We start from the raw sequence: 15,190 nt of genomic DNA, 5'->3' as shown, positions 1-15,190 counted from the left end.
CGCAAACGGCCGATGGGGTGCGAGGGTTACGCCGAACGTGGCATTCGCGCGAAGTGCCAGGTGGGGCGGTCCCGTTATGGGTAACGGGACCCGCCCCACGTTGACGCGCATCCGATGGTTCCGGTCGGTTCGGTGTGCGGCTACTTCACCGCCCCCGCCATCACGCCGGAGACGAACTGGCGCTGGAAGGCGAAGAACACCGCGAGCGGAATCACCATCGAGACGAAGGCGCCGGGCGCCAGCACATCGATGTTGTTGCCGAACTGCCGTACCTGCTGCTGCAGCGCCACGGTGATCGGCGGGGAGTCGGAGTCCGCGAAGATCAGGGCGACCAGCATGTCGTTCCACACCCAGAGGAACTGGAAGATCCCCAGCGAGGCGATCGCCGGACCGCCCAGCGGCATCACGACCCGGGTGAAGAGCCGGATCTCGCCGGCCCCGTCGAGCCGTGCCGCCTCAAGGAGTTCACGCGGGATCTCCGCGAAGAAATTCCGCAGCAGGAAGATTGCGAACGGCAGCCCGAAGGCGGTGTGGAAGAGAATCACGCCGAAGGTCGTCTCGAAGATCCCGATTTCCCCGAAGAGCTTGGAGACCGGGACGAGGGCCACCTGCACGGGGACCACCAGCAACCCGACGACCAGCAGGAACCACCAGTCGCGGCCGGGGAAGTCCATCCAGGCGAAGGCGTAACCGGCCAGTGAACCGATCACCACGACCAGGACGGTCGCGGGCACGGTGATCATGACCGTACTCAGCAGGGAGTGGGTGATGGTCGAATTGTCCAGCAGCCGGCTGTAGTTGTCGAAGGTGAGCTCGGACGGGGCGGTGAAGACCTTCCACCAGCCCGTCGCCGCGATGTCGTCGGCGCCGCGCAACGAGGAGAGAAGCAGCCCGATGGTCGGCATCAGCCAGAACAGGCCCACCAGGATGAGGAAGACCCGCATCGCGCCGCCGCCGGTGCGGGCCGCGATCCGTGAGCCGAGGGACTGCGTCGCCTCCGCCGTAGGCGTGGTCATCGGCGCCCCTCCTTCCGAATCCGCCGAATATTGCTGTGCTTTCCCGGGGGACAACCCCCGGACCCCCGGCCGGAGGCGGCCGTGACCGACCGAGTCGTCATCGGCGCCCCTCCTTCCGGATCCGCCGAATATTGAAGATCATCACCGGGATCACCAGCAGCAGCAGGAGTACGGCGATGGCGCTGCCGATCCCGAGATCCGCGTCCGTGCCGAACGAGGACCGGTACAGCTGCAGCGCCAGGACGTTCGCGTCGTCCTGGGAGGAGCCCGGCGCGATGATGAAGACCAGATCGAAGATCTTCAGCACGTTGATCATCAGGGTGACCAGCACCACCGCCAGGACGGGCGCGAGCATCGGCACGGTGATCCGGCGGAACACCTGCCACTCGTTCGCCCCGTCCACCCGGGCCGCTTCGAGGAGTTCACGTGGCAGACCCGCAAGGCCCGCCGCGATCAGCACCATGGCGAAGCCCGCCCACATCCAGACGTAACTCCCGATGATCCCGGGCGTCACCAGGGACGGGCCGAGCCAGTCGACCCCGTTGTACGGCTCCCTGAAGTTCGATGCGGGAAGCTTGAGCAGGGCGCCGTCGGCGGAGGCGGGCAGGGTGAACGTACCGTCCGCGGCGGCCGTCGCCGAGCCGACCACCTTGCCGTCCTTGACCGCCTCGACCTTGAGCCCCTTGAGGCCGAGTTCCTCGGTGTCGACGACATTGGGCTTCCCGCCGCCGCCCTTGGTGAAGTCCAGCCAGGCGGTGCCGGTGACCTTCCCGGGCTCCGTCGGGGCCGCCTTCGCCGGCTTCGCGTCCGTCGGCATCTTCGCGGGCGCCACACCGACCAGCGGCAACTGCACGGGTACGCCGGCCCGTACCGGCGCCTTCGTGACGAACGACCCGCCGCCACCCGCCTTCAGCGGATGGACCGGCAGCGGATGCGCCTTCGGATAGCCGGCCGACTCCGCGAACGTGTCGTGCACACCCACCCAGACGGCGTTGGCGACCCCCCGCTCCGGCGCCTGGTCGTACACCAGCCGGAAGATGATGCCTGCCGCCAGCATCGAAATCGCCATCGGCATGAAGACGATCAGCTTGAACGCCGTGCCCCAGCGGATCCGCTCGGTCAGCACCGCGAAGATCAGCCCCAGCGCGGTGGAGATCGTCGGCGCGAAGACGACCCAGATCGCGTTGTTCTTGACCGCTGTGCGGATGGTGTCGTCCGTGAACAGCGCCTTGTAGTTGTCGAGGCCGGCGAAGCCCGTACCCGACTGGTCGAAGAACGACCGGTAGACGGAGTACACGATCGGATAGACCACGAGCGCACCGAGCAGCACCAGCGCAGGCAGCAGGAAGAGCGTCGCGATGATCTTCCGGGTGCCGGTCACACTCCGGCGCGGGCTTGTGGGATCAGGGTGCCCTGAGCGCTCAGGGGGACGCTTGTCGACGGGGGGCACCGCGTCGGCGCCCCCCGCTGTCACTGTCGTCATCCCGTCAGCTCTTGTACGCCTTGGCCGCGTCGGACTCCAGTTTCGCCTGGGTCCCCGCGATGTCCTTCGGGTTCTTCAGGAAGTCCTGGAGCGTCTTCCACTCACCCTTCCCGGGCGTCCCGCCGAACGACTGCGGGGCCTGGTCGGACATGTCGAACCGGACTGCGTCACCGGCCGCGATCAGCGCCTTCGCCATGGTGCGCTGCACCTCGTTCGGATACGCGGCGTTGTCCAGGGACTTGTTCGGCGAGATGAACCCGCCCTGCTCGGCCCAGATCTTCGCGGCATCGGCCGAGGCCAGCCAGGTCAGCAGGGCCTGGGCGCCCTTGCTGTCCTTCAGCGCCACTGCAGCGTCGCCACCGGTCACCACGGGCGACTCGGCGCCGACCGCCGGGAACGGAAACACCTTGGCGTCCGTGCCGATCTTCGCCTTGGTCTGCGCGATGTTGACGCCGACGAAGTCGCCCTCGAAGACCATGGCGCCCTTCGGCTGGTCACCGCCGGTGAAGGTCTGGGTGACCGAGGCCGGGAACTCCGTCTGCAGGGCACCGTCGGCGCCGCCCGCGATCAGGGACGGCTTGCCGAAGAGTTCGGCGAGCGTCGTCAGCGCGTCCTTGACGGACGGGTCGGTCCACTTGATCTTGTGCTGTGCCAGCTGGTCGTACTTCTCCGGGCCCGCCTGGGAGAGGTAGACGTTCTCGAACCAGTCGGTGAGCGTCCAGCCGTCCGCGCCACCGACCGAGACCGGGGTGACACCCGAGGCGGAGACCGTCTCGGCCGTCGCCATGAAGTCCTTCCAGGTCTTCGGCTCACTCGCCCCCGCGTTCTCGAACGCCTTGGCGTTGTACCAGATCAGGGACTTGTTGGCGGCCTTGAAGTAGACGCCGTACTGGGTGCCGTCCACCGCGCCGAGGTCCTGCCAGACCTTCGCGTAGTTCTTTGCCAGCTGCGCTTTCGCTTCGGCGCCGACCGGCTTGGCCCACTTCTTTTCCACGGCCTGCTTGATCGCACCCACCTGCGGGATCATCGCGACGTCCGGCGGCTGGCCGCCCGCGATCTTCGTACCGAGGAAGTTGACGATGGGGTCCTGCGCCGGGACGAAGGTGACAGTGGCCCCCGTGCGCTTCTCGAACTCCTTGAGGACCTTGAGGAAGTTGGCCTGCTCGGGCCCGGTCCAGACGGCCGCGACCGAGATCTTCTCGCCGTCCAGCTTGGGCAGTGCGACGGCCGAGGAGCTCGGCTCGTCACTGCCGGACCCTCCGCTCGTCTTTCCCTTTCCGCTGCCGCCGTCGTCGCCGCAGCCGGTGAGGGCCAGTGCGCCGATGGCGGTGAACACCATCGCGGCCCTGCGAATCCGAAGCGTTGTGCGCATCGCTGCCCCGTCTCTCCTGTGCGCGTGAACGGACGGGCGGGACCGCCGGTGGGTCGGCGGTGCCGCTCGTCCATCAGGTCGTCCTGTGCGCACAGTCCTACGCCCGGTGCACGGACGCCGCAATACCGCTTTCAGTCCCAACTGATCGATTGTGATGGGCTCGTGACGTGAAGTCAGCCTTCTTCGGGCCGTCGGACGGGCTTGCGGACGAAGCCCGTCGAGGGGGCCTCCCCCATGCGCTCGAGGCCATGGGGGAGGTCGAGGACGCACCGGCGACCGGGGTGAGGACCCCTCAGGAGTGGTAGGGCTCGAGCGGAGCTATTTGCTCGGCGTTCACCGAACGGGCGGCCCGCTCCAACGCGCTGGCCAGCAACGCCAGGTCCGTCGGTCCGTTGCCCAGTTCCCGGACCGGGCGCCGGGTCGGCGGATCGCCCATCCGCTCCCACTCCAGTGGGACGACGGTGGGCCTCAGGGTCGCGGTGCGGGGAATGCGGCCCGTGACCCGGCCGCCCTGGAACGGTGTCACCCGCCCGTCCGGATGCCCCAGCCGGCCGCGGCCGGGTGCCGGATCCTCCGGCGAGGGCGTGACGACAGGTGCGTCGAGCACCGCGCGCAGCCGCGCCCCACGGGCAAGCTCCGTGTCCTCCGTGCGGTCGGCGCGGGCGGACGTCGCGACCAGATGCACGCCCAGCCGGCCGCCGTCCCTGGCGACGGACTCCAGCGCCCGTACGACCGAACCGGCGGCGGGCCGTCCCGGGCTGCCGAGCGCGGGGGCGACCAGGGCGTCGAAGTCGTCGACGAGGACGACGAGCCGGGGCAGCGGCGACGGACCGGGATCCGCGGACCGCGCGGCGGCGGGCCGCAGCCGGAGCGTGCCGCTCATCGCCGGGTCCAGGTCACCGCGCTGCTCGGCGGTACTGGGGGCGCGTCGGCCGACCGTCTGCTGCGCCACGTCGTGCCGGGCATGCCAGTCATTGAAGTCGAGCCGCCCGAGCAGCTCGGCACGCCGCTTCAGCTCGCCGCCCAGGGCCTGGGCGAACTCGCGCATTCTGACCGGGTCGGAGGCGACCAGATGGGTGAACGCATGCGGGAGTTCCGCACAGGGTTGCAGGCTCTCGCCGCGCTCACCACCGGCTCCGTCGACCAGCAGGATGCCGAGCCGGTCGGGTCGGGCGGCAGCGGCCAGCGAGGCGGCGACGGCTCGCAGCAACTCCGTACGTCCACTGCCGGCCGGGCCCTCGATGAGGAGGTGAGGTCCTTCATCGGCCAGATCGACGCTGACTGCGCCCCTGGGCCCGGCCCCGAGAACGACGACGGGCCGCCCGGCGGAGGCGGGTGGGGGGGAGGTTGCGGTGCCGGGCGCGGCGGTGGCGGCCATGGGCGTGCCGGTGGCCGTTGCATGCTCCGCCCCGGGAACGGCGCGGGAGCCGGCGAAGTCGCCGGACGCGCCGCCGTGATGCTGCGCACCGACGCGGGGTGCGGGCGCGGCGGGGTGGGGGGTGCGGCCCGAGCCGGACGGGTCGGTGTCCGGGTACAGGGTGCGGCCCGAACCGGGGGTGTCCGTGCCCGGGTAGGGGGTGCGGCCCGAACCGGTCGTTGTGCGGCCCTCGTCGCGGCCGAAGGCATGTCGTGACGTGCCTGCGTGCGTGTCGTTCGCCGTCCCCGGGTACGGAGTGCGGCCCGATGTGCCGAACGTCTCACCGTTCGGGTACGACGTGCGGCCGGACCAGGCGGATTCACTCCCCGGGTACGGCGTACGGCCCGAGCCCGACGACTCGCTGCCGGGATATGCGGTGCGCCCCGACCCCCGTCCGTAGTCCTCATCGGACCCCTGGGCGTCGGCACCCGCCGGGCCCGGGACCGGCACCGTGCGCTGTGCCCCCACGCGAGGGTCCGTGCTGCCCGGGTACGGCGTACGGCCCGAACCGCGGGCGTCCACGGCTGCCGCCTCCGGATCGACGGCACCGGCGGCAACGGTCACGCCGCCACTGTCGCCCCAGCTCCCCGCCCCACGCACCGTCGCCCCCGGCTGGATCTCGGAGGTCGAGGCCCAGCGGGCCAGCAGGGAGGCCGGGGTGGCTCTCGCCAGGCCCAGTTCGTCCAGCAGACGGGCGGACCGGGGGAGGGCTGCCGCCGGTGGGCGGCCGGGCGCCGTGGCCCGGCCCTCCGTACGCAGGGGTGCCAGCGCCCGCCCGAACCGCTCCGCCCACGCCACCGACACCGCGTCCACCGCGGCCACGGTGCCGTGGCCCGCAGCCTGTCCGCCCGCTGTGCGCAGCAGCCGCAGTGCCGTCGCCACGTCGCCGCTCAGCATCGCCACCGCTCCGCACTCGCGGAAGGCGATCGACGCCTGGCAGGCCGCCTCGTATGTCGCCGCGACGGGCGAGGTGGGCGACGCGGCCGGCGTCTCGGCCAGACAGATCAGATGGATCCCGGCCGCCGCACCCGCGGCGGCCAGCCGTGCCGTGGTCTCGCGCAGGACCGCGGATCCGGGGTCGCCGTCGACGATCACCACGGTGTACGGCCCCTCGTGCCGCCGGGCGGTCTCGGCGACCGTGCTCCGGTCGACACTGGCCCAGCCGGTGCCGAGCGGCCCGTCGTCCAGCCGGCGCATCAGCTCCGTCGTGCGCGCCGTCGCCTGCTCACGGTCGTACGCGAGCAGGAGCCGGCAGTCCTGCCCGTGCATCGGTCGCAGATGGGGCAGCCAGCCGAGCCATGCCCACTCGCGCCTGCGCTCGTCGGCGCTGCGGGCACGGTCCGTGCTGATGAGCACGATCTCCAGGTCGGCCGGGGAGTGCAGCACGGCGAGCTGCGCCACCGTCGAGCGGGCGAGCCCGGCCAGCCGCTCCCGCGGACCGGCGAGCCCCAGCGAACCGGCCTCCCGAAGTCCCACGGTCACCGGCACTGCGGGCAGCTCCGCCCGCTCCGTGGTGCCGAGCCGGACCACGAGCGCCTCGGGGTGCTCGGCGTCGCGCTCCCACAGCCGGGGCCCGGGCCCGAGCGCGGTCAGCAGCACGGCCGCCGGGTCGGGCCATGTCCCCGCCGAGGACGAGCGCGGCCGCGGTACGGACGCGAGCGGGCCCTGCAGGCCCACCGCCCCCGCCTCGTCGGGCGCCGCCTCGTGCACCGGCTCGCTCCTGTTCCCCGCCAGCCTGCGCGCCCAGGCTCCTATCCCGCCGCGCCGGGGTGTCCCGTCGTTCGGGAATCGGCCGGACGCCCGCCGGGCGGTGCCCCGTGCGCCCCCGTCGTCCGACCCGGCCGACGCGCCGCTCTCGTACGCCACGGGTGCGGCGCCCACGCTGTACGCGTGACTGGTGGCGTATCCGTCCGGTTCCGCCACGGGGTTGCCCGCCGCCCGTGCGACCCGCAGATGCCCCTCGCCGTCCGGCGCGGTCGCCAGCGACGGCGCGGGAGAGCCCGACGTCAGCCGGAGCGCCGATTCGCCGAGCCGCAGCAGCGCGCCCGGCCTCAGCCGGACCGGGCGGTCGCGGACCTCCGTACCGTCCAGCGAGGTGCCGTTCGTGGATCCCAGGTCGGCGACCGAGACCGCGCCGTCCTCGGAGACCGTCACGGCGCAGTGCAGCCGGGACACATCGGGGTCGTCGAGCGGGACGTCCGCGTCGGCGGACCGGCCGATCAGTATCTGTCCGCCGTGCAGCAGATGGACGCCGCCCGCATCGGGCCCCGCGACCACGTGCAACTGCGCCGGAACGGCGTCGGCCGCCGTCTCGTCCTCCCCGGGAACCTGGAGCGAGAGCACCGCGCCGTCGACCAGCGGCGGCTCGCCGAGCGCGCACCGCTGCGCGTCGAGCCGGTCGCGGCCGGCGAACAGCACCACCGCTCCGCTGCCGAGCGAGCCGTCGGGCCCGGAGACGGCGGCGGCCAGGTTGGAGGCCACGGTGGCGAGTGCCGTCCCCGTGGGGGCGGTGACGAGCACGTCACAGGCGCGCGCCGGGGTCTGGCCGCTGCGCGGCGCGAGGACGGTCAGCCGGATCTGCATCGCCGTCAGCGGTCCCTTCTGCGCGGGGTGCCCGGCAGGGGAAACGCCCTGTGATTCCCCCCACCCGGCACGGACGCGTCGTCCGGTACAGGTCGTCACGTACCGCGAGGCTCCGACCCCACAGTTCCGTGCTGGAGGCATCCTCGCACCTGCCGCTGACAACATGCCCGGGGGCCACCTCGAAGTGATCTTGAAAGGTCGGCTGTGGGCCCAAAAGTGCCTGCTTGCGGTGGTACCCGGAGCTGCGCACGGAAGCCGGGCAATCGTCGGAATCCGGCCAGGCGCACGTTTGTGCGGCAACCATCTGTCCGGTGTGGGCGTCTTCTTTCGGACACGATGGCTCACACGTCGTCCACGACCGGAAGGTGACCGACCGGTGACCCGTTCGAAGCCCCCGGAGCGGCATTAGAGTGGGCCGGAAACTCCCGGGCGGACCCCGGGGGGCCGTAAGCACCACGATCAGCAGGGAGCGCATGACGTGCGGCCGGTAGGCAGCAAGTACCTGCTCGAAGAGCCGCTGGGACGCGGCGCGACGGGCACCGTCTGGCGCGCCCGCCAGCGGGAGACCGCAGGCTCCGAGGCGGCCGTCGCCGGCCAGCCCGGCGAGACCGTGGCAATCAAGGTCCTCAAGGAGGAGCTCGCCAACGACGCGGACGTGGTGATGCGGTTCCTGCGCGAGCGGTCCGTGCTGCTGCGGCTCACCCACGAGAACATCGTGCGTACCCGCGACCTGGTCGTCGAGGGCGATCTCCTCGCCCTCGTGATGGATCTGGTCGACGGTCCCGACCTGCACCGCTACCTCCGCGAGAACGGCCCGCTCACCCCGGTGGCCGCCTCGCTCCTCACCGCCCAGATCGCGGACGCGCTCGCCGCCAGCCACGCCGACGGTGTCGTCCACCGCGACCTGAAGCCGGCGAACGTCCTGCTGTCCGAGCGCGACGGCCAGATGCATCCGATGCTGACCGATTTCGGCATCGCCCGACTCGCCGATTCCCCGGGCCTGACCCGGACCCATGAGTTCGTCGGCACGCCCGCCTATGTGGCGCCGGAGTCCGCCGAGGGCCGCCCGCAGACCTCCGCCGTCGACATCTACGGCGCGGGCATCCTGCTGTACGAGCTGGTCACCGGGCGTCCGCCGTTCTCCGGCGGCACGGCCCTCGAGGTCCTGCACCGGCACCTCAGTGAGGAGCCCCGCCGCCCCACCACCGTCCCGGCGCCGCTCTGGACGGTCATAGAGCGCTGCCTGAGCAAGGACCCGGACGGGCGGCCCAGCGCGGAGAACCTGGCCCGCGGCCTGCGTACCGTCGCGGCCGGCATCGGTGTGCACGCCACCTCGGCGCAGATCGCGGCCGCCGACGGCGTGGGCGCCCTGCTCGCGCCCGACCCGGCGCCCGCAGCCGTGCCGGAGACCCCCGGCGCGGCCGACCCGACGCAGGTGCTGCCGAGCAATGCGGGTGCGTACGACCCGAACGCCGCGACCAGCGTCATGCAGCACTCACCCGGCCCGGGGCAGGGCCAGGGCGGGCACGCCGACCCGACCGCGGTCATGCCACCCGTACCGCAGCGCCCCGACGGTCCGCCGCAGCCCGACGGCCCGCACCCGTGGCAGTCCCAGCTGCAGGCGGCCCGCGACCGCAACGAGCAGACGCAGGTCCAGTACCTCGACCCGAGCCAGGATCCGCTGCGCCGTCGGCCGCAGCGCCAGCAGCCGCAGCAGGCTCCGCAGCACCAGCAGCAGTACCCGCAGCGCCAGCAGTACCCGCAGCAGCAGCCTCAGCAGTACCCCCAGCGCCGTCAGCAACCGCAACAGCCCCAGCGGCAGCAGTACGCACCTCCGCAGCAGCCGGCCCCGCGCCAGCCCCGCGAGCCGAGGCAGCGCAGCGCCAACCCGATGAAGATCCCGGGTCTCGGCTGCCTCAAGGGCTGCCTGTTCACGGTGGTGCTGCTCTTCGTCGCGGGCTGGCTGATCTGGGAACTGACGCCGTTGCAGGACTGGATCGGACAGGGGCAGAGCTACTGGAACGCGATCGGCGACGCGGTCTCCTCCGTCACCGACTGGCTCTCGAAACTGGGCAGCAGCAGTGGCCCCTGACAGAGCCCGCATCACCAACTTCATAGCTTTGTCGACTTCTGCGGGGCGATTTCGCCCGCAGAAGTGAAGGTTGGCGCCATCCAGGGCACGTAACACCCCGATCGCCGCGTAACTTTGTCGACCGGGGGTCCAACGCCAGCCGCTGAGGGAGCAGTCTTGGCACGGAATATCGGCAGCCGGTACACCGCCCACCAGATCCTGGGGCGCGGCAGCGCCGGCACGGTGTGGCTCGGCGAGGGTCCTGAGGGCCCCGTCGCCATCAAGCTGCTCCGTGAGGACCTCGCGTCCGATCAGGAGCTGGTCGGACGCTTCGTCCAGGAGCGCACCGCGCTGCTGGGGCTCGACCACCCGCACATCGTCGGCGTCCACGACCTCGTCGTGGACGGCAACGACCTGGCGCTGGTCATGAACCTGGTACGCGGTACGGATCTGCGCACCCGCCTCGACCGCGAGCGCCGCCTCGCCCCCGAGGCAGCGGTCGCGATCATCGCGGACGTCGCCGACGGCCTCGCGGCCGCGCACGCCGCCGGAGTGGTCCACCGCGACGTCAAGCCGGAGAACATCCTGCTCGACATGGAGGGACCGCTCGGCCCCGGCGGCTCGCACCCCGCGCTGCTCACCGACTTCGGCGTGGCCAAGCTGATCGACACCCCGCGCCGCACCAAGGCCACGAAGATCATCGGTACGCCGGACTATCTGGCCCCCGAGATCGTCGAGGGCCTCCCGCCGCGCGCCGCCGTCGACATCTACGCCCTCGCGACGGTGCTGTACGAGCTCCTCGCGGGCTTCACGCCCTTCGGCGGCGGCCACCCCGGCGCGGTGCTGCGCCGCCACGTCACGGAGACCGTGGTCCCGCTTCCCGGTATCCCCGAGGAGCTCTGGCAGCTTCTGGTGCAGTGCCTGGCCAAGGCTCCGGCCTCCCGGCTGCGCGCCTCCGAGCTCGCGGCGCGTCTGCGCGAGCAGCTCCCGCAGCTGGCCGGCATCCCGCCCTTGGATGTCGACGAGCCGGACGCCGAACCGGAACCTCAGCCCTACGACGAGCAGCAGTACACCCCGGCCCCCGACGAGCCCCGCCGTCGCGGCGCGGTCCCGCTGGTCCCCGGCGCCTCCCCGGACTCCAACCGGGACACCCACACCAGCATGCGCGTCCCCGGCCCCGACGAGCTCTCCGGCGGCCCCCGGGGCACCGCCCGGGCCCCCCGCGCCCCGGGCCAGCCCCGTCCGGGCTCGGCGCGGAACAAGTCGGCTGCCATCCGCAAGCGCCGGATCACGCTGGGCGCGGTGGCGCTGGTGCTGTGCGCGGCCCTGGGCGTGGGCGGCTGGCTGGCCCTCGCCGGCAACGACGCGGACGCGACTCCGCAGGACACGAAGAACTCGGCGCCGACGGCTCCGTAACCGCGCCGCGACTGCACGGATCCCCGCGGAAAGGACGGCCCGGGGATGGTCCGGGCCGACAGCCGTTACGCTGGACCCGTGGCAGTCGTCGATATTTCCGAAGAGCTGAAGTCCCTCTCCTCGACCATGGGGTCGATCGAGGCCGTCCTGGACCTCGAAGCGCTGAGGGCGGACATTGCCGCGCTCGAGGAGCAGGCGGCGGCGCCGTCCCTCTGGGACGACCCGGAGGCGGCGCAGAAGATCACCAGCAAGCTTTCGCACCTCCAGGCCGAGGTCCGCAAGACCGAGACCCTCCGCGGCCGTATCGACGATCTTGAGGTTCTCTTCGAGCTCGCCGAGGACGAGGGCGACGCCGACGCCCTCGCCGAGGCCGAGAGGGAGCTGGAGGCCGTCAGGAAGGCGCTCGACGAGATGGAGGTCCGTACCCTCCTCTCCGGCGAGTACGACTCCCGTGAGGCGCTGGTCAACATTCGTGCCGAGGCCGGTGGCGTCGACGCCGCCGACTTCGCCGAGAAGCTCCAGCGCATGTACATCCGCTGGGCCGAGCGGCACGGGTACAAGACCGAGGTCTACGAGACGTCGTACGCGGAAGAGGCCGGCATCAAGTCGACCACCTTCGCCGTCCAGGTCCCGTACGCCTACGGCACGCTCTCCGTCGAGCAGGGCACCCACCGGCTCGTCCGGATCTCGCCCTTCGACAACCAGGGCCGTCGCCAGACGTCCTTCGCGGGTGTCGAGGTGCTGCCGGTCGTCGAGCAGACCGACCACATCGAGATCGACGAGTCCGAGCTCCGCGTCGACGTGTACCGTTCCTCCGGTCCCGGTGGCCAGGGTGTCAACACGACCGACTCCGCGGTGCGCCTGACCCACCTGCCGACCGGCATCGTCGTCTCCTGCCAGAACGAGCGTTCGCAGATCCAGAACAAGGCGTCCGCGATGAACGTCCTCCAGGCGAAGCTCCTTGAGCGCCGCCGTCAGGAGGAGCAGGCCAAGATGGACGCGCTCAAGGGCGACGGCGGCAACTCCTGGGGCAACCAGATGCGTTCGTACGTCCTGCACCCGTACCAGATGGTCAAGGACCTGCGTACGGAGTTCGAGATCGGCAACCCGGAAGCGGTCTTCAACGGTGAGATCGACGGCTTCCTGGAGGCGGGCATCCGCTGGCGGAAGCAGCGCGAGAAGTAACCACCGAAGCGTACGAACGGCGGTGCCGGGCCCCTCGCGGGGTTCCGGCACCGCCGTTCTCGGTAGCCGGCCCGGCACACGGAATTCCTTCCCGGGAAGGGGAGTTGGGGCTGCGAGTTGCGTGGGCGCCATGGTGACTGCGTCACAGTCGTGATTCTGAATGACGGTCAACTGGCGGCATAACGGTGCACATTGCACGGAACGGGCTTGACGTAGTCCTTATCTCTGGACAGGGTGCTACTGCAGCATGCGTATGTCTGGGACGGGTGTGAACGGGGAGGGCGGCTTGGCTACGGCACGACGTGGCCCCGGTCGAGTGCGCAACCCCCGGCAGAGCCGCGAGCCCGCATATGGCTGCTCCACTGACGAGAACAGCTACTGGGGGTAGCAGCAGATGACCAAGAAGACGCGAGTCCGCGTCGCGCGGATAGCCGCAGGTGCGGTAATCGCCGCGGGTGCCTCGCTGACCGCTGCCGGCGCGGCGCAGGCCGTCGGCATCGGTGTCAACATCGGCGGTCTCTCCGCCAACGCGCAGGCCGACGACAGCGGCCTGGGTATCGACGCCGGACTCGGTAGCGAGAACGGCGAGAGCGACGGCGGCAGCGACGCGGCCGGCGGCGGTGACAACGGAGGCCAGGGCGGTACGACCTCCGAGGGCGGTGCCGACAACGGTGGTGCCGCTGACAACGGTGGCGGCAACGGTAACGGCGGCGCGGCCGACAACGGTGGCGCGGCCGACAACGGTGGCGGCAACGGTAACGGTGGTGCCGCTGACAACGGTGGCGCGGCCGACAACGGTGGCGGCAACGGTAACGGTGGTGCCGCTGACAACGGTGGTGCCGCTGACAACGGTGGCGCGGCCGACAACGGTGGCGGCAACGGTAACGGTGGCGCGGCCGACAACGGTGGCGGCAACGGTAACGGTGGTGCCGCTGACAACGGTGGCGCGGCCGACAACGGCGGTGCCGCTGACAACGGTGGTGCCGCTGACAACGGTGGCGCGGCCGACAACGGTGGCGGCAACGGTAACGGTGGCGCGTCCGACAACGGTGGCGGCAACGGCAACGGTGGCGGCAACGGCAACGGTGGCTCCGGCGACGACTCCACCGGTGGTGACGTCGGCACCTGCACCGTCGACCTCGACGGCGCCGAGTGTGCGGACAACACCGACACCGACTCGGTCGGCAACCAGCCGGTCGAGCAGGGCAAGGGCAAGGACGAGCTCGCCGAGACCGGTGCGGCCGAGACCACGTTCCTGCTGGTCGGCGCCGCGACGATGATCGCCGGTGGCATCGGCTTCCGGATCCTGCCGCGTCTGGTGAACGGTCGTACGGTCGCCTAAGGCCTGTGGCCGCCAGGTACGCCTACGTACACAGAAGGGCCCGGGACATGACGTCCCGGGCCCTTCCACGTACTCTCACTCCCGCCGTACGGGCGGCTACGGACAGCTACACGGTCTGGTGCGCCAGCAGCGCCAGCGCGCCCACCAGCACCACCATCAGTGCGATCAGCATCGCCGGGCTCAGCCCCGCGAACGGTCCCTGATCCTGCTGCTGCAGCCGTGCGCGGCTTGCCCGGCATACGGGGCATCGGCCCTCGTTGACAGGCGCCGCGCAGTTTGCGCACACCAGTCGGTCATAGGTCATGCGCTTTCCTCCTCCCGCGCGGCGGAGCCGCATACGCCTTCTCTCCGCACAACGCTCATGGAAACGCATCCGTTCCCCCTCCACTGTGCCAGGTCGCGCGGAATTCGGCGCGGCCCGCCGGAGAACACCCGGTCCGTTCCGGCTCCGGTCGCGCTCCCACCCGGTTCCGTTCCGCCATAAATCACCCATCACGGGACGCGCGCCTGCACGGCTGAGCCCGGTTCGCGTATGGTCACGCACACCTACCCCCGGCCGACCGTGGTGCATCCGTGATCCGATTCGACAACGTCTCCAAGACCTACCCGAAGCAGAGCCGTCCCGCTCTACGGGATGTGTCTCTCGATATCGAGAAGGGTGAGTTCGTCTTCCTGGTGGGCTCTTCCGGCTCCGGCAAGTCCACCTTCATGCGACTCATCCTCCGTGAGGAACGCGCCAGTCAGGGCATGGTTCACGTCCTCGGCAAGGACCTCGCGCGCATGTCCAACTGGAAGGTGCCGCACATGCGCCGCCAGCTGGGCACCGTCTTCCAGGACTTCCGCCTGCTCCCCAACAAGACCGTCGCGGAGAACGTGGCGTTCGCCCAGGAAGTCATCGGCAAGCCGCGCGGCGAGATCCGCAAGGCGGTTCCGCAGGTCCTCGACCTCGTCGGGCTCGGCGGCAAGGAGGACCGGATGCCCGGTGAGCTCTCCGGTGGTGAGCAGCAGCGCGTGGCGATCGCGCGGGCGTTCGTGAACCGTCCCATGCTGCTGATCGCGGACGAGCCGACCGGCAACCTCGACCCGCAGACCTCCGTGGGCATCATGAAGCTCCTGGACCGGATCAACCGGACCGGGACCACCGTCATCATGGCGACCCACGACCAGAACATCGTCGACCAGATGCGCAAGCGCGTGATCGAGCTGGAGCAGGGCCGTCTTGTACGTGACCAGGCCCGCGGCGTCTACGGCTATCAGCACTGAGCGGTATCGGCCGTGCCGGAACCGCTGAGCATCGAGTACTGA

At 71.0% G+C, this 15,190-nt stretch carries 10 protein-coding genes; 5 read left to right on the top strand and 5 right to left on the bottom strand.

What is annotated here, in order from left to right:
• Window positions 1–140 precede the first annotated feature (140 nt).
• From ACFU6I_RS19905 to ACFU6I_RS19890, 4 genes are all read right to left on the bottom strand, one after another.
• Entirely contained in the window at window positions 141–1,016 is an 876-nt protein-coding gene (locus tag ACFU6I_RS19905) for a carbohydrate ABC transporter permease (protein WP_384368237.1), read from the bottom strand.
• A 97-nt stretch (window positions 1,017–1,113) separates the two neighbouring features.
• On the bottom strand, window positions 1,114–2,499 hold the full coding sequence (locus ACFU6I_RS19900; RefSeq protein ID WP_384368234.1) for a carbohydrate ABC transporter permease: 1,386 nt from the start codon (window positions 2,497–2,499) through the stop codon (window positions 1,114–1,116).
• 4 nt (window positions 2,500–2,503) lie between these two features.
• Window positions 2,504–3,871, bottom strand: coding sequence for an ABC transporter substrate-binding protein (locus ACFU6I_RS19895; protein ID WP_384368231.1), 1,368 nt, complete (start codon window positions 3,869–3,871; stop codon window positions 2,504–2,506).
• A 292-nt stretch (window positions 3,872–4,163) separates the two neighbouring features.
• Window positions 4,164–7,871 carry an FHA domain-containing protein gene (locus tag ACFU6I_RS19890; RefSeq protein ID WP_384368228.1) on the bottom strand — a complete coding sequence of 1,236 codons (3,708 nt, stop codon included), beginning with the start codon at window positions 7,869–7,871 and terminating at the stop codon, window positions 4,164–4,166.
• Between the two features lie 478 nt (window positions 7,872–8,349).
• Between ACFU6I_RS19890 and ACFU6I_RS19885 the strand changes: the two genes are divergently transcribed.
• From ACFU6I_RS19885 to ACFU6I_RS19870, 4 genes are all read left to right on the top strand, one after another.
• Window positions 8,350–9,963, top strand: coding sequence for a serine/threonine-protein kinase (locus ACFU6I_RS19885; protein WP_384368225.1), 1,614 nt, complete (start codon window positions 8,350–8,352; stop codon window positions 9,961–9,963).
• Between the two features lie 156 nt (window positions 9,964–10,119).
• Window positions 10,120–11,358 (top strand): serine/threonine-protein kinase, encoded by a 1,239-nt coding sequence (locus ACFU6I_RS19880; protein ID WP_384368222.1) that lies wholly within the window; start codon window positions 10,120–10,122, stop codon window positions 11,356–11,358.
• Between the two features lie 78 nt (window positions 11,359–11,436).
• Entirely contained in the window at window positions 11,437–12,543 is a 1,107-nt protein-coding gene (prfB, locus tag ACFU6I_RS19875) for a peptide chain release factor 2 (RefSeq protein WP_384041665.1), read from the top strand.
• Between the two features lie 394 nt (window positions 12,544–12,937).
• Entirely contained in the window at window positions 12,938–13,885 is a 948-nt protein-coding gene (locus ACFU6I_RS19870; RefSeq protein WP_384368219.1) for a hypothetical protein, read from the top strand.
• A 106-nt stretch (window positions 13,886–13,991) separates the two neighbouring features.
• On the opposite strand, the gene ACFU6I_RS19865 is transcribed toward ACFU6I_RS19870, so the two are convergent.
• Window positions 13,992–14,189, bottom strand: coding sequence for a hypothetical protein (locus ACFU6I_RS19865; RefSeq protein WP_384368216.1), 198 nt, complete (start codon window positions 14,187–14,189; stop codon window positions 13,992–13,994).
• 269 nt (window positions 14,190–14,458) lie between these two features.
• Between ACFU6I_RS19865 and ftsE the strand changes: the two genes are divergently transcribed.
• Window positions 14,459–15,148, top strand: coding sequence for a cell division ATP-binding protein FtsE (gene ftsE, locus ACFU6I_RS19860; RefSeq protein WP_024489199.1), 690 nt, complete (start codon window positions 14,459–14,461; stop codon window positions 15,146–15,148).
• Window positions 15,149–15,190: the final 42 nt, after the last annotated feature.

Source organism: Streptomyces sp. NPDC057486, from assembly GCF_042802415.1.
Classification (GTDB): Bacteria; Actinomycetota; Actinomycetes; order Streptomycetales; family Streptomycetaceae; genus Streptomyces; species Streptomyces yanii.
Note: the sequence above shows the minus strand (reverse complement) of the source record. Positions and strands in the feature narration are given on the sequence as shown.